We start from the raw sequence: 21,409 nt of genomic DNA, 5'->3' as shown, positions 1-21,409 counted from the left end.
CGCCGCATGCACAGGCAAACGGCGGCATCCCAGTGCAGCGCCCCCGTCAAAGCGGGCACACCTTCGCATAATTTGCCCGCGACTCCTCAATCGGAATCGGCGTCTTATCTGCACCCAGAGCCACGTAAACCAGCTCTGCCTCCGTAATCTTCGCCACATTATTGCACATCTTCGGCATACGCTCCGCAAACACCTCCACGCGCACCGTAATCGACGTACGCCCCACCTTCACGATCTCCGTATAAAACGACACCACATCCCCCACCATCACCGGAGCCTCGAACGTCAAACTGCTGATCGCCCGCGTCACCATATACTGGCTCAAGGCATACCGCATCGCCGTACTTGCCCCGGCAAGGTCCACCTGGCTCATCACCCAACCGCCGAACACATCGCCGTGCTGATTCGTATCGGCAGGCATCGGTTCAACGCGCAACGCCGGCATCCGGCCCTCGGGAAGCATAATATGTTCGCTCATAAAACTGGAATCATTCTACAAACAACACATCAACCTGTAAAGCACAAAAACGAACAACAACCGAACAGTTCGAAAAAAGAAACATCAGCTCTCCGGCCCTTCCCGCCCGGCAACCGATCCAACACTTCATACTCCTGCAAACCACAAAATGGAAAAGCCCCTCATCCGTTAAGATGAAGGGCTTTATTGGCTCCTGCGGTTGGGGTCGAACCAACGACCTAGTGATTAACAGTCACCCGCTCTGCCACTGAGCTACGCAGGAGTTGCGGGCAGGAGTCTACATGAACCGACGCACGCGTGCAAGCTTTTTTTATAAAAAAAACGATTTTTCTTCCCGGCCGGGCATTCCCGGCACATCATGCAACACGGTAAAACATCTTCAACAGGAAAAAACTGAAATTTCTCCGATGCTCCATAACGTAGAATCAGCATGAAAATCAACATACATGCCTCCCTGCTCCTGCTTGGCCCTCTCCTCCTCGGCGGATGCAACCGCCATGAAAACGAAAAAACCGCGGACACCCCCGCTCCCACCCCGGTACACATCGTCGTCATCGGATCGGATGGCTTCAGCGCCGAAACCCTCCGGAACCATCCCGGCAGCTTCCCACATATCGAAGCCATGATGAAAAACGGCTCATTCACCTTGAAACACCGCTCCGTCCTCCCCTCCTCCAGTGCGGCCAACTGGGCATCCATGCTCATGGGAGCATCCCCCGAACTGCACGGCTACACCACATGGGGCAGCAAGCATCCCGACCTTCCGCCCCGGGAAACAGGCAGCTACGGGCGCTTCCCGGGCATCTTCGGCCTCATCCGCTCGGCCACCCCCAATGCAACCACAGGCTACTTCTACAACTGGGAAATCATGGACTGCCTCTTCGACAAAGGAAGCGAAACCCTCAGCAAACAGGGCAGCGACACCGCCATTGCCAAGGAAGCCATCCGCTTCATCCGCGAAAAACAGCCGACCCTCACCTTCATCGCCTTTCATGAACCGGACACAACCGGGCATAAAAACGGATGGCTCTCCCCAGAATACATGAAACAGGCCATGGCAATCGACCGCTACGTCGGCGACATACGAGCTGCAGTCGAACAAAGCCCCATCGCCAAAACGGCATACGTCATCTTCACCGCAGACCATGGCGGACAAGCCAAAAACCACGGCGGCAAAACCATGGCGGAAATGGAAGTACCATTCGTCATCACAGGGCCGGACATCCGGAAAAACCACGAAATCCGCGAAAGCACCATGATGTACGACACCGCCGCCACACTGGCAGACCTGCTCCGGCAAAAACGCCCCCAAGTCTGGATCGGCAGACCGATCCCCGGCATCCGGGAATAACCCGGCCTCTCGCACCTCTCGTCGGAGCCACACCCTCGCCATCCTGACAAAGAAAAAGCCCTTTCCTAGGAAAGGGCTCGTAAAATGAATGGTGGGTAGGGAAGGATTCGAACCTTCGAAAGCATAGCTAACAGATTTACAGTCTGCCCCCTTTGACCGCTCGGGAACCTACCCACTTGCACTTGGTGCGACGGGAGTCTACACAAGCCTCTCCATTTTGGCAAGCTAAAAATCGTAAAAATGAATTATTTTTCCACGAATGTCATTTCTGCCTGCCGGCCTTCCACTGCCTCCACACCGGAACCAGCAAAACAAAACCGCCCAGAATAATGCCGAACGACAGATACTGCCCCCGCGTCAGCACGCCCCACATCGCCGCATCAGGTTCACGGTAACACTCCGTCAAAATACGGCCGAACGCATACAGGAAGCAGAACAGGGCGCAGAACAAACCGTGCGGAGCCTTCGGGAAACGCAGGCGAATCCACCACAGAATCAGGAAAATGAACAAACCCTCCGCCAAAGCCTCAAACAACTGCGAAGGATACCGGGGATGCAGCACATTCCCCACCGTCTCCCTCACCTGCGAATTCTCACGCACCTGATCGATCAGCCATTGCACCGAACCGCCTTCATACTTATCCGGCACCTGGAGCCCCATCTCATGATGCAACGTATTCAGCACGGGCACCACCTTCTCCTGCATCTCCTCCACGGAATACAACTTCATCTCCTCGGGAAAACGCATGGCCAGAGGATTATCCGCCGACGTCATGCGGCCATACAACTCACCGTTGATGAAATTGGCGACACGACCGAAAAAAATCCCGACGGGAGCCACAATAGCCAGCCCGTCCATCGTCGCCAACCAGCTCAACCGGTGCCTGCGGGCATAATACCACACAAACAGGCACACGCCGAGAATACCGCCATGGCTAGCCATCCCCCCCTCATTCACCATCACCGCATTCCACGGATGCTCCATAAAAGAGGACAACCCCTCGCGCGGAATCATGTAAAACAGCACATACCCCAGCCGTCCACCGATCAGAACCCCGAAAATCGCCGTCAGCGTCACAAAATCGGCCAGCTTCTCCTTCGGCACAGGATAAAGCTCGCGCTTCGACAAACAAAACAGCAAATAATACCCGACCACAAAACCGAGCAAATAGGCCAGCCCGTACCACCGCACGGCAATCGACTCCGTAATGTGGAAAATAACGGGATTCAGATCATGCACATAATTCATATTCATCAAGCGTCAAGGGATTCGTAATCGGTCAGGGAAACTACGGCGGCGGCATCCAGCTTCTTCACCAGCGCCATCGTCAAATCGATCACCGCCTGCAAATCACGGTCATCCAGCACACCGTGATGCGCATGAATATAGCGGGTCGGCACGCCGATCACCACGCAGGGAACCCCCGGCCCGACAAACTGCAACGCCCCGGCATCCGTACCGCCGCTGCGGCGCACCGTCATCTGAAAAGGAATACCGTTCTCCTCGGCCGTCCGGCGCACCAGCTCCACCAAAGCGGGATTCATAATCGCCGTCGGATCGTACATACGCACCTGCGCGCCCTTACCGAGCACACCCTGCCTCCCCGACCCGGCAAAACCGGGAGTATCATCGGCAGGCGGACCTTCCAGCACAATCGCGCAATCCATCTCCGCCAGCTCGCCCACCGTACGGGCGCCGCGGGTGCCCACCTCCTCCTGCACCGTCCCAGCGGCAATCAGCGTATTCGGCAACTCGCAACCTTCCAGCCCCCGCATCACCTCAAGCATCGCATAAAACCCCGCGCGATTATCGAACGCCTTGCCAACCCAACGGTGCGGCATATCGAAAGCCTCCAGCTCCACGCCCGGAGCCACCGGATCCCCCAGGGCAATCCCCAGCTCCGCCACCTCATCCGCACTGGCGGCGCCCACATCCACAAAAAGAGCCTCAATGGGCAGCACCGAATTGCGCTGATTCTCCGGCAGAAAATGCGGCGGCTTCGAACCGATCACACCCCGCACCTTGCGGCCGGAACGAGTCTTCACCACTACCTTCTGGCTCAGCAGCGTATGATTCCACCACCCCCCAATCGGCACGATCGAAAGAAACCCGTCCTCGCCGACGCTCTGCACCAAAAAACCGATCTCGTCCATATGAGCCGCCAGCATCACGCGCGGCCATGCACCCGCCCGCTCGCACACGATATTGCCCGCTCCGGCCGTCGCCACCTCACCCATCCTCCCGAGCACCCGTCGAAACACATTCCGCACCTCTCCCTCATGCCCGGAAACGCCATGAGCATCGCAACACTCCTTCAGCAAATTCGCGTCGATTGTCATGCCCACTAGCATGCGAACAGACGCTCCAATGGTCAAGCCTCAAAAGCAAACTCGTGATAAAATGACATAAATCCCTACCTGTAAACATCCTGCAAAAACGAACACGACAAACTCAACAAAAAAATATAGTATTTATGTACGCTTTTGCTCGCCATACCTTTCATATTCGTGTATAAATCGACCGTTAAATCCCACAATTTATGAAGACATTCATATCCACCCTTGCCGGACTCGCATGCACCGCCGCCTTCACCTCCGTTGCCTTGGCAGACGCCCCCGGAACGGATGTCCGCGTGAAATTTGACGAAGCCAAAATGACCGTCACCGAAATCCAGCCTCCCCTCTTCTCGGGAGCGAAAGGCATGGCAAAAGTGCCCACATGGTACTACATCGACGTCCCCATGAACGTACAAGCCCTCTCCAAAAGCGGCGAAAAACCCCGCTCCGGAACGCTTGACAACCTCACTGTCACCTTCTACCTCCTCGTCAAAAACCCTAATCCGGGCGCAGGTAAAAACAGCTACCTGAAAATCACCAAACCCATCCACTACGTCAACGTACCGGTACCCGGCGCAGAAGGCTCTTCCTCCGTCACCACGCATGCCGCCTGCTTCCTCCCCCCCTCCACCGTCCGCAAACTCACGGGCCGTGAAAACACCCGGGCCGGCGACCTCTCCGCCTACCTCACCCTCATCAGCGTAGACGCCTCCTACAACGACAAACCCTGCAAGGAAACCAAGGACAAATTCGCCTACGCCACCAAAATGTTCGGCAACGACAACGACCTGAGAAAAGGACTCAAAGACCTCCCCAGATGGTGGACCATTGATGCCAAACGCTTCCCTGAAACCACGGACTACCCCGTCCGCACCATCGCGGAAACACCCTTCGCAGCACAGGCCTCCGGCTACTTCCCGGAAACCAACCCCATGTATGGCGCCGCCCCGGCTGAATCGGCCACGGACCCGGCTGCCACAGACACCGAAAACTGACCCCGCCGCTACTGAAGCGGAACCTCCCTCCGGCAAACCTCCTTCCTCACCACATTCTATCTATGGCTGAACAAAAACAAGTTGTAGCCCTTGAAATCGGCGCCCAGGGCGTCGTCATGGGCGTCTTTGTATCCACAGGCAAACAAGGCATGGCCCTTTCCCGCTATGCTCGCAAAGACATCGTTTTGGACCCCGTCGAAGAAGGCCTGCGCATCGAATACGTCAGCGCCGCCATTGGCGAACTCGTCGGCGAACTGAAACTGAAAAACAACTCCGTTCGCAGCGTCGTCTCCGGCCAGCAGGTCTTCATCCGCTTCATCAAACTGCCGCCGATCGAAAGCGACGACCTTCGCCGCCTCGTCGGATTCGAAGCCCAGCAGCACATCCCCTTCCCAATGGAAGAAATCGTCTGGGACTTCCAGCTCCTGCCCGACCGAGGAGAAGCGGAACGCGAAGCCATCCTCGTCGCCATCAAAACCGAAACCCTCGATGCCCTCAACGACCAGATCACCGCGCACGGCATCCACAATACCGGCGTAGGCTGCTCCATCACCTCCCTGTACAACGCCTTCCGGTACAACTATCCGGACGAAACGGCGCCCGTCATGATCCTCGACATCGGCGCCAAAACAACGGACATCATCTACACCGAACCGGAACGCTTCTACACCCGCAGCGTCACCGTCGGCGGCGCCTTCATCACCAATGCCATCGCCCGCGACCTCCACTGCTCCTTCAAGGATGCGGAAGAAATCAAAGTCCAGCAAGGCATGGTCTCCATGGCCAATGGCCACACGGAAGGCATGTCCCCCGTCGAAGCTCAGGTCTCCACCACCGTGCGCAACGCCATGACGCGCCTCGCCTCCGAAATCCAGCGCACCACGAACCACTACCGTGCGCAATTCAAGGGCAACGCTCCCACCAAGGCCTACATCTGCGGCGGCGGCGCACTGCTGCGCTACACCCGCGAATTCCTTGAAGAAACCATCGGCATCCCGGTGGAACACATGAACCCGCTTGCCAACGTCCCCGTCAGCAAACATGTCGATCAGAACAACCTGGCAACCGACAGCGTCATCCTCGGGGGCATCGTCGGCGCAGCCGTCGAAGCATGCAGCGATGCGGAAATCAGCATCGACCTCGTCCCGACCAGCGTCGGCAAGGATCGCGCCGAAAAACAGCTCCTCCCGAAAATCGCCATCGCCGGCTCCATCGCCGTCCTCGGTGCAGCCATCTTCGCCGGAGCCGCCTACATGAAAAAAACGGAAACGGCGGCCACGCGCATCAAAGTTGCCGCTGCCGTCAAAAAAGCGGAAAGAATCGGCAGTGAAATCAGCGCTGCCGAAAACAAAATCACCGACTGCGAACGCACCATCCAGAAATACACGAACCTGTACAACATGCGCTTCGCCTACATGGACATCCTGCAGGACATGACCCAGAACACGGCATCCCCCAACTTCTGGATATCCAGCTTCGTCCCTCTCGTCAACTTCAACCCTCTCGACACCGACCTTGCCTCCAAAAACGGCATCAAGGAGGCCGCACTCGTACGTGACCGCTTCGACAGCGGCAACGACACCGCCCTTCAAACGGTCAAGCAGGACAAAAACAACAAAAACAGCAAAATCGCCCAAAACGTCACCGCTATCTGCATCGAAGGCTACGTACTCGACAAATCCATCACCGGCTCGACCACGGGCGACACCGTCCGCGACAACATCCGGCAAACCCTCGGCAGCCAATCTCCGGAATCGCCCTTCACCTTCGTCGTCAAGAAAAACACGAACGACAAAAAGGGAGTCATGCTCGAAGACCGCATGTACCTCTCCATCGAAGACTCGACCCAGGCCAAACTGCCTCCCTACGTCGAGAAATTCACCATGATCATCCCGTTGAAGCACCCCATCCCGGTTCCCGCCAAGTAAACACACGACCCAGCAAGAACACAACTTCATACCAATCATGAACATCAGTGAAAACAAACGAGTCGTCGTCATGTCAGGCATCTTCCTGATTGCCTTCGTCGGACTCATCGCACTCGGCTTCAGCTTCAGATCAGCCAGCCAGGACAACATCGCCAGCATTGAAGAGGGACAGAGCACCTTGGACAGCGACCGGGCCAAACGCTTCCCGTCCAACGAACAAAGCCTTCCGGAAGTCAACGCCGCCGCCACCCGGGCAGCCGCCATCAAGGAACAAATCCTCGCCTCGACGGCCAGCTTCGGACAAACCGTAGAAACCGCAACCACGGTCGATGGACGCCCAATCAACGGCAAGGAACTGCAGGACAAACTCAACACCCTGCACAACAAACTGGAACAGCTCTGCAAGGAAAAAGACATCAAACTCACACCCGAAGCCTCCTGGCTCGGATTCTCTGCCTTCCGTTCCGTCACGCCGAATGAAAGCGACGCTCCCGACCTGAGCTTCGAACTCTCTGGCATCGACCACTTCGTCAACACCGTCGCCGCCAACGGAGCCGTCTCCATCACCAAAGTCTACCGCCCCACCGTCAGCGAACCGGCAGACAAAACGGGCAAACCCAAACCCGCCGCCAAGAAAAACACGGGCGACTGGAACACCCTCCCCTTCGAAATCAGCTTCCAGGCCAAGCGGGGCAGCGTCGGCAGCATCCTTGAATCCATCGCACAGGACAAGGAATACTGCTACTACATCACCGGCATGCGCATCGCATCCGACCTCACCACGCCCGTACCGCTCGACCCCTTCAAAAAACCTGCCGCCCCGCAGCCGGAAGAAACGGCCACAGCAGTATCGGATATTATTGATGACGGCCTCGGTGGCGGAGATCCCCTCGGCGGCACCCCGGCAGCCGAACCCGCCCCCGCTCCGGAAGAAGTGCGCCCCGCCGCACAAACCGTCGCCAAGCAAATCCTCGGCAATGAAACCATCCGCGTGTACATCGCCTGCGAACTCGTCCGCTTCAACACGCCCGTCAAAAAGCAGAGCAAAAAATAAACACGAACCCGCTTACAACCATGGCAGACAATCCCAATACAGGTAAAATCGCTATCACTGTCGGCAGCATCCTCGGCGTGCTTGGCATTGCTCTCGGCTATTACACCTACAGCAGCACCCAAACTCCGTCCGTTGCAACCGCCATCGACAAAAAGGAAATTGCGGTCGATGCACTCTCCAAGGCAGAAGACATGCTCGGCAAACTTGCCGAAGCACGCAACATGCACGGCCCCAAAATGGGAGGTGACAATGCCCCCCATACATACCATCTCTTCTTCTCCCCGGAAATGTGGCAGGTTGCCGATCCCGAAAAGGGCGAAAACATCCTTGTCGACATCTACAAAAACAATCCGAACATCCACGAAGGCATCGAAAACACCTGGTTCATCGAAAACGGCCTCAAGGACATCATCGGCATATCGGACGCACCGGATCAGGACAACGACAGCGACGGCTTCACCAACCGCGAAGAATACCTCGCCAAAACCAACCCCAAGGATGCCCTGTCCCACCCCCTTCTGATACAGGAAGGAGCCAACAAAGTCTTTGTCGACAAAATCCAGAAATTCGACTACATCGTCACCGTCTCTTCCAACCTCTCCATCGAAACGCCCGAAAACGCGAAAAACGCCGAATGGCTCTTTAAAATCTACGTGGACGGACGCGACCGCGACAGAGTCAAGGCCAAGGTCGGCGGCAAATTCGGACCCGCGGAAGAACCGGAACGCTTTGTCCTGACCGGCTTTGAACAGCGCAACTACAACCCGAACGACCCCGCCGACAAACAAACGGTAGCCATCGTCGAAGACACCATGCGCGGCGGCAAAGAAAAAGCCGTAGCCATCCGTCCCGGCGTCACCCTCAACGGCGACCGCCTCTTCGGCACGCCCAATGCGAAAGGCTACAGCGTCCAGAACCGCACCGCCACGCTGAAAATCACGGCAGGTGCGGGAGCCGGACAAACCATTGATGTGCGCGAAGGCGCCACATTCAAACTTCCGGGCGACAAAGACCATGAATTTTCGCTTGAATCCGTCAAGGATGATGATACTATCACAGTAATTCCTCTTCCCGACGGAGCTCCTGTCACTGTTGGCAAACAAAATTAAAAGGAACATCAAAAAATCACCAGAAACCAAACTTTAGGCTTCACATATCATAAAATTCTGTCATAAATAGAACTTTACCATGAACCACGCACCTCTCAATCACTCGAAGCGCACCATTGTCGCGCTGCTGGCGATCGCGGCAACTTGTCCCATTGCGCAAGGTGGTGACACCGGCCAGCTCCGCACCACCACTGCAGAAGGATCCAGCCTCGTAGGCCCCTCCGCGGTGTATGGCACACAATCCGGAGCCATCCAGCGAGAAGCCGCTCGTCGCAACGAACAGACGAAAATCGCCATGGATCTCCTCGAAGAAGGACGCCAGGCATACAAAAACGGCAAATACAAGGACGCGCTCGACAAATTCCGCGAAGCCTGGGATACCCTTCCCGATGCTCCCGCCACCGCAGAACGCCGTGCATTCATCTTGGTAAACATCTGCGACGCCAGCGTCGCCGTCGCCATCGAATATGCCAAAGTAGGCCGCTACGACGAAGCCGAACAACTCCTTCTCGATGTCCTGAAATACCAGCCCAACAACAAACGGGCTCAGCAGGAACTCTCCTTCCTTCGCGACCCGATTCGCAACAATCCCGCGCTGACACCCGAACACGTCAAAAACGTTGAAGAAGTCAACCGCCTTCTCGTCCTTGCCTACGGCTACTATGACCTCGGCAACTTCAACCAGGCATACGACACCTTCAACCGCGTGCTCATGATCGACCCGTACAACACGGCCGCCCGCCAGGGTCAGGAAGCTGTCAACAAGCGCCGTGAAATGTACTACAAACAGGCTCACAACAGCTATCGCTCCAAGGCTCTTGCCGATGTCGAAGCCCTGTGGCAGGAAACCATTCCTCAGGACCTGCCCGAATATGCTGCACCGACTCCCGGAGCCCCTGTAGATATCAATGTCCAGAAAAACGAAGAAGCTCTTCGCGGCCTCCGTATCAGCAACGTCTCCTTTGAAGATACCCGTCTCGGCGAAGCTCTTGACTTCCTGCGCGGTGAAGCACGCAAGGTCGGTCAAGACATCAACTTCATCACGGAAGCAGCCGCTCCTGTCGTCGTCGCCACCGGAGGCGAAGATGAGCCGCCAGCGCCTGTGGCGGCCAAGAACCCCGAAGAACTCAATATCGACGCGCTGAAAGTCAGCAACATCAGCGCCATGGAACTTCTCGACCTCATCTGCAGCAAGACGAACTGCAAATACCGCATCGACGCCATCGGTGTGCGCATCGTCCCCCCGGGTGGTGAAAACAATGTGCTGGTCACCAAGAAATTCACAGGCGTCAACCGCGACTTCTGGCTTGGTCTGGGCGGCGGCGACGGTGCTACCGGAGAAGCAGATGGCGGCAGCCCCTTCGACACAGGCTCCTCGACATCCAGCGCATCCAAGGTCATCAATGCCAAGGAAAAACTTCAGGCCAACGGCATCAACTTCCCGAAGGGTGCATCCGCCTCCTGGAACAAGAACACGGGTACGCTGATCGTAACCAACACGCAGGAAAACCTCGACAATGTCGACAACATGATCGAAGAGGCCATCCTGAACAATGCCGACCTCATGGTGGAAGTCACGGGCAAATTCGTTGAAATCCAGCAAACCAACACGGATGAACTCAGCTTCGACTGGGTAGTCAATCCCTTCTCGATCAACAACAGCGGCACGACCTACATCGGCGGCACCAGCGGCGTCGGATCCAATCCGATCCGTTCTGCCGGCGACTTTGTCGGCGTACCGCCCAACTATACCGGCACTGGCACATGGCCCATCGGTAAGGGAACCAGCTCCGGCAACCTGACTGGCGCTGCGACGGCACAACCCATCAACAACGGTTTGATGACGGGTGGTCTCCGCTCGGGTACGGGCGCCACAAGCAGCAGCAGCATCGACCGTCTGCTCGCATCCGGCTCCACTTCCACCTCAGCCTCCACCTCGGTTGCTCCCGGCATCATGTCCGTATCCGGCATCTTCAATGAAGGTTCCTACCAGGCCATCATGCGCGGCCTCAGCCAGAAGAAAGGCGTGGACGTCATGAACGCTCCGAGCCTCCTTGCCAAGCCCGGCGACCTTTCCTTCACGCCTACGGCTCTTGAAGGCATGGATGACGACGGCGGCGCAGCCAAAATCGAAGTGATCCGCCGCTTTATCTATCCGAGCCGTTACGATCCGCCCCAGCTCCAGCAGCAGAACAACAACAACGGCGGCGGTTGGGGCGGTAATGGCAACAACGTTACCATGAACTCCCCCGTAGCCACTGGCGCTACACCGTCCGAATGGGCCACGGAAGAAGTGGGTGTTGTCCTTCGCTTCAAGATTGCCGAAATCAAGAAAGACACTGGCGTCATCGTATTCGACCGCTTTGAAATCAAGGTAGTGGACTTCGAAGGCTTCGTCAACTACGGCAGCCCGATCACCACGGCCATCACCAATGCCGACGGCGACTTCGAAAACATCACCCTGTCGGAAAACCGCATCGGAATGCCGATCTTCACACGCCGCTACATCAACACCAATCCCTCCATCATGGACGGCCACACTCTGGCCATCGGTGGCTTGCTGAGCGAAAACGTGCAGAAGGTCGAAGACAAGGTGCCTATCTTCGGCGACCTTCCCCTCGTGGGCCGTTTCTTCCGCAGCAATGTGGACAGCCACATCAAGAAGAATCTGATGATCTTCGTGACGGCCAAGACGGTGGATCCGAGCGGCAACTCGGCCCGTGCCCAGCGCGCCGGCAATTCCTCGCCGCTGCCTCCCATCGAAACGGCTACCTCCGTCAGCTCCGCCCCCACTCTGATGGATGACGGTCTGGTTCGCCCCTAAGAGGTACTGACTACGAGCAAACATTTCACAGGCGCAGGTTCATCCCTGCGCCTGTTTTCTTTCTCTCTTTGAGCCCTCTCAGGCACGCACAGGTACAGGTTCCGCCGCCCGCAACTTGAACAGCCAAGCATGGACAAATCTCAAGCACACAGTACAGCCGGCATCTGCCGGGTACATATCAGCTCCGCCAAATCTCCATCCACACCACGTGCAACGCCCTTCTCAAGCGACAGACTTTCCCGCAGGCAGGACGATACACCCCAAGGGCCACAATCCAGCCACGGAGGACAACCATACGGCCGCACAAGCAGCAGGCCCTGCCCGAAACGGGCATATCCGGGCATATCCGGGTATCTCCTACCTCTTCTTCTTATATGAAGAGGCCAGCTTCTGCACGTATTTGTTCATCTGCGGCAGATTGTCCTGAATACTCTGTGCAAGGCGGAACTGGTTCCGGGCGCGAATCAGGTTATGCAGCGGCTTGTGCGTCTTGAAATACACATCGCCATTCAAATAATCCGTCAGAAAGCGAATACCGATCTCAATCGTAATCAATTTCCCTGAAAACGGCAGCTGCTCGATCTCCTCGGCTGTCAGGAACTCTCCGGCAGCATCCAGATACCCCTCCAGAAGCGACTCGAACAGGGGCATCTGCATGCACACCTTCCCGAGATCCTCCTCGTCCTCCTCGGCCGTACAGGTCGCCGTACGCACCATATCGCCGAAATCGTACAGCACGAGCCCGGGCATCACCGTATCGAGATCGATCACGCAGACGGCTTCATCCGTCTCGGCATCGAGCATCACATTATTGATCTTCGTATCGTTGTGCGTGATTCGCGTCGGCAGAAGCCCCGTCGCCTGCAGGCCGAGCAGTCTGTCCACATCGGGCTCCCACTGCATCGCGGTTTCCAGCTCGGAGCGGCAGGATTCGAGCCGCCCGGCGCAATCCTTCTCCACCGCTTCCATCAAAGCTTCATACCTCTTGCGCGTATTGTGGAAATTGGGAATCGTCTCGACGATATCGTCGGGATTCATATCGCTGATCAACTCCTGAAAGGAACCGAAGGCATAGCCCGCCTGGTACGCCTGCCTCGTGTTCTCGACCACATCGTACGTATGCGTACCCTCGATATTGTTGTAGCAGCGCCACACGCCGCCGTCTTCGAGAGTCACGTACGTGCGCCCTCCCCGGGCGGGATACAGGCTCAGCGTCTGCCCGGCCGCACCCTTGCGGCGGCGCATCACCTTCCAGCAGATATGCCGGGTCACCTTCTCCACATTGCGCATCACCGCACCGGGATCCTTGAAGACATTTTCATTGATACGCTGGAGAATGTAGCGCTCCTCCCGATCGTCCGCACGGTAGCAGGCACGGTACGTCGTATTGATATGCCCGCTCTGCAATTCTTCGCCATAAATGAATTCGCCTTCGATGGCGAAACAATCGCCAATGGCTGCGATGCGTTCGGCCAGATCGCCGGTGTGCACCCGCGTGGGAGAAGAGGAGGGAGTCATAAAATCAAATCGTCTGAGAGAGTGGATAAAACGATGGGCTGCCTTTGCGTCAGCGGGCGTAATGGTACCCGATCAGCTCGTTAAGGCGGGCTTTCAGGGTATCGATTCCTTCGCCTGTCAGCGCGGACACGGAAATGATTTCCTGTTTCGGGAAGCGGCGGCGGAAGTTTTCGAAATTCTCCACGGACGCTTCCTGATCCATCTTGTTCGCCACAATCAGCCACGGACGCTGCGCCAGCTCTTCGCTGTACAGCTTGATTTCCGTGCGCAACTGCTGCAGATCCTCGATGGGATCGCGCTCCAGGCCGGACATGTCCACCACGAAAATCAGCAGCTTGCATCGCATGATGTGGCGCAGGAACTCATGGCCGAGCCCGCGGTTCCGGTGGGCTCCTTCAATGATGCCCGGAATATCCGCGACCACGCAGCGGCGGAAATCGTCGAACTCGACAACGCCGACAATCGGCTGCAACGTCGTGAAAGGATAATCCGCCACCTTCGGCTTGGCGGAAGAAATATCGCCGAGCAGCGTGCTCTTGCCTGCATTCGGATATCCGACAAGCCCGGCATCAGCGATACGGCGGAGTTCCAGAAAGAACACTCCGCTCTCGGCTTCCGTGCCGAATTCGAATTCCGTCGGCGACTGGTTCGTTGCCGAACGGAAATGCCAGTTGCCGCGGCCGCCTTCGCCACCCTGGCAAAGCACGAACCGCTCGCCAAGCTCCGTCAGGTCGGCGATCTGCTCCAGCTCGATGCCTTCGCCTTCGCGTTCCAGCCATGTGGCTTCCTGCATCGTCTCCGCATTGCTGCGGTATACGATCGTACCCGGAGGCACCTTGCCGACGACGGTTTTGCCATCCTTGCCATGGCGGCGCACATGGCCGCCGGGCACGCCGTCCGTAGCTATCAGCTTGGGATCGTAGAAAAAGGCGCGAAGATCGTTCGTATGCGGATCCACTTCCAGAATCACGCTTCCGCCATCGCCGCCGTCGCCGCCGTCCGGCCCGCCTTTGGGAACGAATTTCTCGCGCCTGAAACTGGCGAGACCGTTTCCTCCTTTACCCGCTTTTGCGAAGATGCGTATATTGTCAACGAACATGCCTTCAGGATAAAGGAAAAGGCGGCTTTTGACAAGACTAGCCTTACAATTCCAGCCATTATGATGCTTTTTGATTGATTTCTCCGGAAAATCCCTCATATTAGACTGCAACACATGGCAGAAATACGCATCACCTATCCCGGGGGCGAACCCCAGACTTTCACCTTGCCCGCCGAGGAGCATCGTACCGTCACCGTGGGCAGAAACAGTGCGTGCAACTACCCCGTGCCCATCCCTTCCCTCTCCAATCTTCATTGCTCCATCGAGAAAGTAGGCGATGCCTACTACCTCACCGACGAGAACTCCACCAACGGAGTTCTTGCAGACGGGCAGAAAGTGGCTCAAGCCACCCTGAAGCCCGGCATTCCCTACCTCCTCGGAGAAGCCATCCTCATCTACATTCCGGACGGAGGCGAATACGTGCCGAAAGCATCGTTCATCGAAGACCAAGTCTCCGATACCCAGGACACGAGGCCTCACACCGAGCCGAATGACGAGCAGGAGCAGATGCCCGAAAACGATTCATCCCCCGTTCCTGCGGTACACCAGCCGGAAGAAGACGCAACAGATGACGAAGAACCGTCCGAACCGCTTCCAACCAAACGGAAGAACCCCCGGGCAAAGTCCAAAGCCAATAAATCCATGGGCATGTTCGCCGATTGGAGCACGGGGCAAACCGTCTACGTCATCATCCTGACTCTGCTGGCCTTCTATGCGGGCCTGACGCTGCACCACGCCGTTCAGACCGGAGAATTCCTCCCGGCCAAGCAATTCGGCCTCGACAAGTAATCGGACAATCCGCCGAAAAGCAGTATGCCATTGCCCTGCACTTCTTCGGTTGCAGGGTGTATTCCGGCATCGCCCGTCCGCGACAACTTCTCCCCCTCCTCTCATGTTGCAATCTCACCCGGGGCAGCCCGATTTCCGCAGCGGGATTCCACATTCCGACACCCTTCCTCCTGCCTTTCGAATATCAGGATGTGCAGCTGCCTGCCGCGTGCCTCTCATACGTTTCCCGGCTGAAGAGACATAAAAAATGCTCCCTGTACAGGGAGCATGGAAAGGAAAAACGGAATCCGGCAGAAGCCTTATTTTGCCTTGGCGTAGGCTGCATTGCCGCGCTGTTTCTGCAATGCCGCAAACATGCGGTCGCAATGGCGGAACTTGCGCCGGTCACTGAGCTTTTGCATGCTCAACTCGGAAGAGCCCCACTGAACTACCGTGATTTCTACCACGCGGCGGCCCCATTTACGCATGAGTGAGCGGCTGGGCTGGTAAATATCGATCGTACCCGTACCCACGAGCGCGCTGCCGTAATCGTCCACCACATACAGGTAGGGCTGGCCCTTGACCCTGAATTTGGTGCCGAGCGGATACACCGACCAATCGGCGGCGGCGCTGCGTACCTGATTCGTGTACTTCAGAGAAGTGCCGATCGCATTGCGGGGACCGTATTTCACATGGTCGGATTCGGAATGCGTGTAAGCCGTCGTACGGACGACTCGCGTGCGCTGCTGGGGATGATAAAAAGGAAGACCGTGCTTATCGCGGCCGAGGTTGGGAAGCTTGGGATCGGGCTTGGCCGAGGGGGACGGAGCCAGAGGGTAAACAAAATCGCTGCTGACCACCTGCGAAGAAGACGCTCCCTGCGCTTCAAATCCGCCTGCCAACATGCAGGCACAGGCCGCAAGGATCGTCGTTGCTTTTTTTATGGAAATCATGAAAGAATCAGAGATGGGGTTTCGTACTCTCTAGGGTAGAGGGTTTTTGCTCGCATTCACACTACGGCAACGAAATTATATATGGTTCGTTAACTAATTGCAAGCCTAATTTTGCATTCCGGCCCTCGGCAGCCTTGCCATGAAGAACGCAGATTTTACGGACATCGTACGATATCGTATGAATTTCGGGCAAACGATACACGATCTTGTATGCCGCAAAATCCCGGAAAAACCGTCATTTTGGCCCTGTTTTCATCCAAACGCACGACGAACCCATGAAAAGAATGCAGGACGAGCGTAGCCTGAACGCCTTCCGCTCCCTTCCGCCCAGCCCGCGCGCGCGTGCGGCTGCCACACAATCTTGATAAAAGGCACTTGCCAAGCACGGGAAAAGGGGTATAATCACGCGCCCCCGTTCCCTGCTCACCAAGAAGAACTCCAGCACGATATGCCTGACGCACGCTTTCAACCACTCCCCGGATTCCGCGATTTTGCCCCCCAGGAATGCGCCGCCCGCAATTACCTCTTCGATGCATGGAAACGGGTTGCCCGGCGATACGGTTTCGTGGAATGGGAAGGCCCGACCATCGAATCGACGGAACTTTACCTGAAAAAATCCGGCGGCGAACTTCCCACCCAGCTCTTCCGCTTCAAGGACCAAGGCGAGCGCGACATCACCGTGCGCCCCGAACTGACGGCCTCCCTCGGCCGCATCGCCGCCGCCTACCAGCGCGAATACACGAAGCCCCTCAAGTGGTTCGAGATCGGCAGCTGCTTCCGCTACGAAAAGCCGCAGAAGGGCCGCCTGCGTGAATTCTACCAGTTCAACGCCGACATCCTCGGCGAAAGCGAAGCGGGCGCCGACGCCGAACTCATCGCCCTCGCCATCGACTGCATGCGCGAACTCGGCTTCCGCGAAGGCGACTTCATCGTCCGCCTCTCCGACCGCGAAGTATGGCTCGGCTACGCAGCCAAGCACGGCATCCCCGAAGACAGGACGGGAGACTTCCTCGCCATCGTCGACAAATTCGAACGCGACCGCCCGGAAGAATGCCAGCGCAAGCTCGACGCCTTCGGCATGCGGCGTGAAGACCTCGTCGCCTTCATCGAAAATCCGCCCGCCGACTGCTCGCCCCGCTACAGCGAAGTGCTCGCCGAACTGGATGCGCGCGGCCTCGCCGGATATGTGAAACTCGACCTCTCCGTCGTCCGCGGCCTCGCGTACTACACCGGCCTCGTCTTTGAAATCTTCGACAGCGGCCGCTCCCTGCGCGCCATCGCCGGAGGAGGCCGCTACAACACACTCGTCAAAGCCCTCTCCGACGGTGCGGCGGACATGCCCGCCACAGGCTTCGCCCTCGGCGACGCCGTCATCTCCCACCTCATCGAGCAGTGCCCGCATGCCAAAGCCCTCCGCGACGCCGCGCTCCAGCCGAACACCTGCGACATCTACCTCGCACTGGCCGATCCCGCCCAGCGTCCAGCCCTGCTCGGCCTCGCCTCCGCCCTGCGCGACCAGGGCTACCGCGTCGACCTCGCCCTCTCGCCCGCCAAACTGGGCAACCAGCTCAAACGCGCCGAAAAACAGGGTGCGCGCTACGCCGTCGTCGTCGGCGAGGAATACCCGCAGCTCGAACTCAAAAACCTGTCTGCCCGCACCTCCGCCACCGTCGGCATCGACGAACTTTTCGCCGCACTGGCCAACGACCCCGAAGAAGAAACCATCTCCGAATAACACTACACAAGCCATGAACAGCTATCGCACCCATACGTGCAACGAACTCCGCCCCGCCGACATCGACAAAACCGTCACGCTCATCGGCTGGGTAGACACTCTTCGCGACCACGGCGGCGTCATCTTTGTCGACCTCCGCGACCGCTCCGGCATCACCCAGATCGTTTTCCATCCCGAAAATAACGCCGACCTTGCCAAGCGCGCCGAATCCCTCCGCTCCGAAGATGTGATCCAGATCACCGGACAGGTCGTCGCACGCCTCAAGACCGCCGAGGTGGACGCCACCAACCCCGACCTCGCCACCGGAGAAATCGAAGTGGAAGCCGACTCCCTCACCCTCATCAACAAGGCCGAGGTTCTTCCCTTCCAGCTTGACCGCAACGTCTCGAACGAAGACATCCGCCTCAAGTACCGCTATCTCGACCTGCGCCGCCCCACCATGGCGCGCAACATGCAGATCCGCCACCGCGTCACCAAAACCACGCGCGACTATCTGGACGAAAACGGCTTCCTCGAAATCGAAACCCCCGTCCTCTCCAAATCCACACCCGAAGGCGCGCGAGACTTCCTCGTACCCTCCCGCCTCGCACCCGGCAAATTCTACGCCCTCCCGCAGGCTCCGCAGCAGTACAAGCAGCTCCTCATGGTCGCCGGCATGGAACGCTACTTCCAGATCGCCCGCTGCTTCCGCGACGAAGACCTCCGCGCCGACCGCCAGCCGGAATTCACGCAGATCGACCTCGAAGCCTCCTTCATCACCCCTGAAGACGTCTACAACTGGGTGGAAAACCTCCTCCAGCGCGTGTACAAGGAAGCCGTAGGCCGCGACATCCAGATCCCCTTCCCCCGCATGACGTGGAAGGAAGCCATGGACCAGTACGGCTCCGACAAGCCGGAACGCCGCTTCGACATGAAGCTCACGGATGTCTCCTCCATCTTCACCAACAGCGGCTTCAAAGTCTTTGCCTCCACCGTCGCCAACGGAGGAGTCGTCAAAGCCATCAACGCCAAGGGCTTCGCCAACGCCTCCGTCGGCCAGATCGACTCCCTCACCAAAACCGCCATGGAAGCCGGGGCCAAAGGCCTCGCCTACATCAAGGTGCGTGAAGACGGCTGGAAGAGCCCCATCACCAAATTCCTCGGTGAAGAAGAACTCAAGGCCCTCACCGAAACGCTCAACATCGAAACGGGCGACCTCGTCCTCTTCGCTGCCGGAGCATGGGAACAATCCTGCGAAATCCTCGGCCGCGTCCGCCTCGAATGCGCCGCCTACCAGGAACTCCTCAAGGATAACCACGACCTCGACTTCTTCTGGGTCACCCGCTTCCCGCTCTTCGGCTGGGATGAAGAAGAACAGCGCTACTGCGCCATCCACCATCCCTTCACCCGCCCCGTACCGGAAGACGAAGACAAGCTCCGCAACGGAGAACTCTCCACCGACCTCTGCGCACAGGCTTACGACGTCATCCTCAACGGCACCGAACTCGGCGGCGGTTCCATCCGAATCCACGAACGCGACCTTCAGGCCGCCATGTTCCGCGCCCTCGGCATCTCCGACGAACAGGCCGAAGAACAATTCGGCCACATCCTCGAAGCCTTCAGCTTCGGCGCACCGCCCCACGGCGGCCTCGCCCTCGGCCTCGACCGCCTCGTCATGCTCATCTGTGAAGCCGACTCCATCCGCGAAGTCATCGCCTTCCCGAAGAACAACCGCGGCGCCGACCTCATGAGCGAATCCCCCGCTGCCGCAGAACCGAACCAGCTCCGCGACATCCACATCCAGGTCAAACTCCCGCAGAAACTGCAGGAACAGCAGGCGGCCAAATAACCGCCACCTCAGGACTTGCATCCTTCACGGAACCGCAGCAGGGCATCTCCCGCTGCGGTTCCTGCTTTTTCCGGCTTCGGCACAACATGAAAGAGGCGCCTTCCGAAGAAAGCGCCTCCTGCATTCAAACAAACACCGAAACTCTTACATGATGCTCCTCCGCGTCAGGCGCGTCAGGCTCAGCAACCACACCAGCGCCAGCGAAATCAGGAATGCAATCACCGCAATCACCGGAATCTGCACATAGCCCGGAACCGGAAGATCAAGATACTTCACGAAATCGTACGAACACTGCACCAGCACGAAATGGCACAGGTAAATGCCGAACGTCAGCTCCGCCACCCGGCTCATCATGCGGCTGCCCTTCACGCGCACCTTGCTCAGCAGGGCAAACATCGCGAACGTCATCATGAACACATTGATTCCCGAGAAATACCACGGAATCTCCAGATTCGCATAATCGCCCGGGAAATACTTCTGCATCTCGAAAAAGCCGATTGACGACACCGCATAGCCCACCCCGAGCAACAGCAGGGAAATGGCCCACGTCTTCGCCCAGCTCCAATCCAGAGGATACTTCACCAAATAATGGCCCAGCACCATATAGCCCATGAACCCGGCAAAATTGTACAACATCCCGTAAGGATTCCACAGGCACACGCCCAGAAGCCCCATACTCCCGTAATTGCCCTCATATCCGAGGAACGGAGCCGCAACCTGCACAACAGGCAGCACCATACTCACGCCCCAAATCCACAGAAAAAGCTTCACATCCTTCCTCGGCGCCTGATTCAGCCAGACCCCCATGATCGGCATGAACAAATACAGGCCCACCAGCATATACAGGTACCACAGGGGAGTCGTATCGTAATTGAAATTGAACAGGAACAGATACAGCTTCTCCGCCGTGGCCGACCACGTATAGGAATCCATCACGATATTGGGGCTGGACGTCTGCACCCCCGTGGCGAAATAAGCGTAATACATCAGCGGCAGAGCCAGCGACCAAACCACCAAAGGAATCACCACCCTTTTCAGCCTCCTCGCATAAAACGTCCGCATATCCATCTTCACGGGAAACAGCAGTACCCCGGAAATCATCGCGAACAAAGGCACACAGGGACGAACGAAACTCCCCCACAGCGCACCCGACATGAAATCGGTCTTATCGGAAAAATTGCCGACGAACGGGTCGCAGCAATGCGCCAGCACGACAAGGAAACAGGCGACGATACGCAGCAGATCGACCCATGCAATATGGTTCCTGCCATCGGGAGGGAGTAGATTCGTATTCATAAAACGGACAACGTGTACATCCGCGCGAGGGCGGCATGCCTGAATATACTGCATGGCCTCGCGCAATCTTTCAGAAAACATCAACAGACGGCCAAACGGGCCTCGAAATATGCTTGACGGCCCGGCCCGTTCCACC

16 protein-coding genes and 2 tRNA genes are annotated in these 21,409 nt (G+C 57.6%); 9 read left to right on the top strand and 9 right to left on the bottom strand.

Features of this window, described 5'->3' with window-relative positions; genetic code table 11:
* Window positions 1-46: 46 nt before the first annotated feature.
* The gene (locus tag AC781_RS12255; protein WP_067777754.1) at window positions 47-478 is read right to left on the bottom strand and encodes an acyl-CoA thioesterase; all 432 of its coding nucleotides are present in this window, start codon (window positions 476-478) and stop codon (window positions 47-49) included.
* Window positions 479-665: 187 nt separating this feature from the next.
* A tRNA-Asn gene (locus AC781_RS12250) sits at window positions 666-740 on the bottom strand.
* Between the two features lie 168 nt (window positions 741-908).
* On the opposite strand from AC781_RS12250, the gene AC781_RS12245 reads away from it, so the two are divergent.
* A complete protein-coding gene (locus AC781_RS12245; protein WP_067777753.1) occupies window positions 909-1,829 on the top strand; it encodes an alkaline phosphatase family protein in 921 nt (306 codons plus the stop codon).
* Between the two features lie 89 nt (window positions 1,830-1,918).
* Here the strand turns inward: AC781_RS12245 and AC781_RS12240 are convergent.
* From AC781_RS12240 to AC781_RS12230, 3 genes are all read right to left on the bottom strand, one after another.
* A tRNA-Tyr gene (locus tag AC781_RS12240) sits at window positions 1,919-2,003 on the bottom strand.
* Between the two features lie 88 nt (window positions 2,004-2,091).
* Window positions 2,092-3,078 (bottom strand): prolipoprotein diacylglyceryl transferase, encoded by a 987-nt coding sequence (lgt, locus tag AC781_RS12235; RefSeq protein ID WP_176712527.1) that lies wholly within the window; start codon window positions 3,076-3,078, stop codon window positions 2,092-2,094.
* A gap of 5 nt (window positions 3,079-3,083) precedes the next feature.
* Complete coding sequence (locus AC781_RS12230; RefSeq protein WP_067777946.1) at window positions 3,084-4,169, bottom strand: M42 family metallopeptidase; 1,086 nt, start codon at window positions 4,167-4,169, stop codon at window positions 3,084-3,086.
* A gap of 200 nt (window positions 4,170-4,369) precedes the next feature.
* On the opposite strand from AC781_RS12230, the gene AC781_RS12225 reads away from it, so the two are divergent.
* From AC781_RS12225 to AC781_RS12205, 5 genes are all read left to right on the top strand, one after another.
* Entirely contained in the window at window positions 4,370-5,161 is a 792-nt protein-coding gene (locus AC781_RS12225) for an Amuc_1102 family pilus-like protein (RefSeq protein ID WP_067777751.1), read from the top strand.
* 62 nt (window positions 5,162-5,223) lie between these two features.
* On the top strand, window positions 5,224-7,089 hold the full coding sequence (mul2B, locus tag AC781_RS12220) for an Amuc_1101 family PilM-like pilus complex protein (protein ID WP_067777750.1): 1,866 nt from the start codon (window positions 5,224-5,226) through the stop codon (window positions 7,087-7,089).
* A gap of 37 nt (window positions 7,090-7,126) precedes the next feature.
* Window positions 7,127-8,143 (top strand): Amuc_1100 family pilus-like protein, encoded by a 1,017-nt coding sequence (locus AC781_RS12215; RefSeq protein ID WP_067777749.1) that lies wholly within the window; start codon window positions 7,127-7,129, stop codon window positions 8,141-8,143.
* A 20-nt stretch (window positions 8,144-8,163) separates the two neighbouring features.
* Complete coding sequence (locus tag AC781_RS12210; RefSeq protein WP_067777748.1) at window positions 8,164-9,252, top strand: Amuc_1099 family pilus-like system protein; 1,089 nt, start codon at window positions 8,164-8,166, stop codon at window positions 9,250-9,252.
* 79 nt (window positions 9,253-9,331) lie between these two features.
* Window positions 9,332-12,076, top strand: coding sequence for an Amuc_1098 family type IV pilus outer membrane protein (locus AC781_RS12205; protein WP_067777747.1), 2,745 nt, complete (start codon window positions 9,332-9,334; stop codon window positions 12,074-12,076).
* 357 nt (window positions 12,077-12,433) lie between these two features.
* Here the strand turns inward: AC781_RS12205 and AC781_RS12200 are convergent, their stop codons facing one another.
* Together AC781_RS12200 and obgE are read right to left on the bottom strand one after the other, a co-directional pair.
* A complete protein-coding gene (locus tag AC781_RS12200; protein WP_067777746.1) occupies window positions 12,434-13,594 on the bottom strand; it encodes a phosphotransferase enzyme family protein in 1,161 nt (386 codons plus the stop codon).
* Window positions 13,595-13,643: 49 nt separating this feature from the next.
* Window positions 13,644-14,693 carry a GTPase ObgE gene (gene obgE / locus AC781_RS12195; protein ID WP_067777745.1) on the bottom strand — a complete coding sequence of 350 codons (1,050 nt, stop codon included), beginning with the start codon at window positions 14,691-14,693 and terminating at the stop codon, window positions 13,644-13,646.
* Window positions 14,694-14,807: 114 nt separating this feature from the next.
* On the opposite strand from obgE, the gene AC781_RS12190 reads away from it, so the two are divergent.
* Window positions 14,808-15,482 (top strand): FHA domain-containing protein, encoded by a 675-nt coding sequence (locus tag AC781_RS12190; protein ID WP_067777744.1) that lies wholly within the window; start codon window positions 14,808-14,810, stop codon window positions 15,480-15,482.
* A 299-nt stretch (window positions 15,483-15,781) separates the two neighbouring features.
* Here the strand turns inward: AC781_RS12190 and AC781_RS12185 are convergent, their stop codons facing one another.
* Window positions 15,782-16,414: a 3D domain-containing protein gene (locus AC781_RS12185; RefSeq protein WP_067777743.1), complete on the bottom strand. Its 633-nt coding sequence runs from the start codon at window positions 16,412-16,414 to the stop codon at window positions 15,782-15,784.
* Window positions 16,415-16,862: 448 nt separating this feature from the next.
* Here AC781_RS12185 and hisS point away from each other — a divergent pair, with 448 nt between their 5' ends.
* Complete coding sequence (gene hisS / locus AC781_RS12180) at window positions 16,863-18,149, top strand: histidine--tRNA ligase (protein ID WP_067777742.1); 1,287 nt, start codon at window positions 16,863-16,865, stop codon at window positions 18,147-18,149.
* A gap of 13 nt (window positions 18,150-18,162) precedes the next feature.
* Complete coding sequence (gene aspS / locus AC781_RS12175; RefSeq protein WP_067777741.1) at window positions 18,163-19,977, top strand: aspartate--tRNA ligase; 1,815 nt, start codon at window positions 18,163-18,165, stop codon at window positions 19,975-19,977.
* Window positions 19,978-20,121: 144 nt separating this feature from the next.
* Here the strand turns inward: aspS and AC781_RS12170 are convergent, their stop codons facing one another.
* On the bottom strand, window positions 20,122-21,273 hold the full coding sequence (locus AC781_RS12170; protein WP_067777740.1) for an acyltransferase: 1,152 nt from the start codon (window positions 21,271-21,273) through the stop codon (window positions 20,122-20,124).
* Between the last annotated feature and the right edge of the window lie 136 nt (window positions 21,274-21,409).

Source organism: Neoakkermansia glycaniphila (assembly GCF_001683795.1).
In the GTDB taxonomy this organism is placed as follows: Bacteria; Verrucomicrobiota; Verrucomicrobiia; order Verrucomicrobiales; family Akkermansiaceae; genus Akkermansia; species Akkermansia glycaniphila.
Note: the sequence above shows the minus strand (reverse complement) of the source record. Positions and strands in the feature narration are given on the sequence as shown.

What these genes read in the sequence shown, in the direction of transcription:
- AC781_RS12255 (WP_067777754.1), bottom strand. Translation starts at nt 478, where the DNA reads ATGAGCGAACATATTATGCTTCCCGAGGGCCGGATGCCGGCGTTGCGC.
- AC781_RS12245 (WP_067777753.1), top strand. Translation starts at nt 909, where the DNA reads ATGAAAATCAACATACATGCCTCCCTGCTCCTGCTTGGCCCTCTCCTC.
- lgt (WP_176712527.1), bottom strand. Translation starts at nt 3,078, where the DNA reads ATGAATTATGTGCATGATCTGAATCCCGTTATTTTCCACATTACGGAG.
- AC781_RS12230 (WP_067777946.1), bottom strand. Translation starts at nt 4,169, where the DNA reads ATGACAATCGACGCGAATTTGCTGAAGGAGTGTTGCGATGCTCATGGC.
- AC781_RS12225 (WP_067777751.1), top strand. Translation starts at nt 4,370, where the DNA reads ATGAAGACATTCATATCCACCCTTGCCGGACTCGCATGCACCGCCGCC.
- mul2B (WP_067777750.1), top strand. Translation starts at nt 5,224, where the DNA reads ATGGCTGAACAAAAACAAGTTGTAGCCCTTGAAATCGGCGCCCAGGGC.
- AC781_RS12215 (WP_067777749.1), top strand. Translation starts at nt 7,127, where the DNA reads ATGAACATCAGTGAAAACAAACGAGTCGTCGTCATGTCAGGCATCTTC.
- AC781_RS12210 (WP_067777748.1), top strand. Translation starts at nt 8,164, where the DNA reads ATGGCAGACAATCCCAATACAGGTAAAATCGCTATCACTGTCGGCAGC.
- AC781_RS12205 (WP_067777747.1), top strand. Translation starts at nt 9,332, where the DNA reads ATGAACCACGCACCTCTCAATCACTCGAAGCGCACCATTGTCGCGCTG.
- AC781_RS12200 (WP_067777746.1), bottom strand. Translation starts at nt 13,594, where the DNA reads ATGACTCCCTCCTCTTCTCCCACGCGGGTGCACACCGGCGATCTGGCC.
- obgE (WP_067777745.1), bottom strand. Translation starts at nt 14,693, where the DNA reads ATGTTCGTTGACAATATACGCATCTTCGCAAAAGCGGGTAAAGGAGGA.
- AC781_RS12190 (WP_067777744.1), top strand. Translation starts at nt 14,808, where the DNA reads ATGGCAGAAATACGCATCACCTATCCCGGGGGCGAACCCCAGACTTTC.
- AC781_RS12185 (WP_067777743.1), bottom strand. Translation starts at nt 16,414, where the DNA reads ATGATTTCCATAAAAAAAGCAACGACGATCCTTGCGGCCTGTGCCTGC.
- hisS (WP_067777742.1), top strand. Translation starts at nt 16,863, where the DNA reads ATGCCTGACGCACGCTTTCAACCACTCCCCGGATTCCGCGATTTTGCC.
- aspS (WP_067777741.1), top strand. Translation starts at nt 18,163, where the DNA reads ATGAACAGCTATCGCACCCATACGTGCAACGAACTCCGCCCCGCCGAC.
- AC781_RS12170 (WP_067777740.1), bottom strand. Translation starts at nt 21,273, where the DNA reads ATGAATACGAATCTACTCCCTCCCGATGGCAGGAACCATATTGCATGG.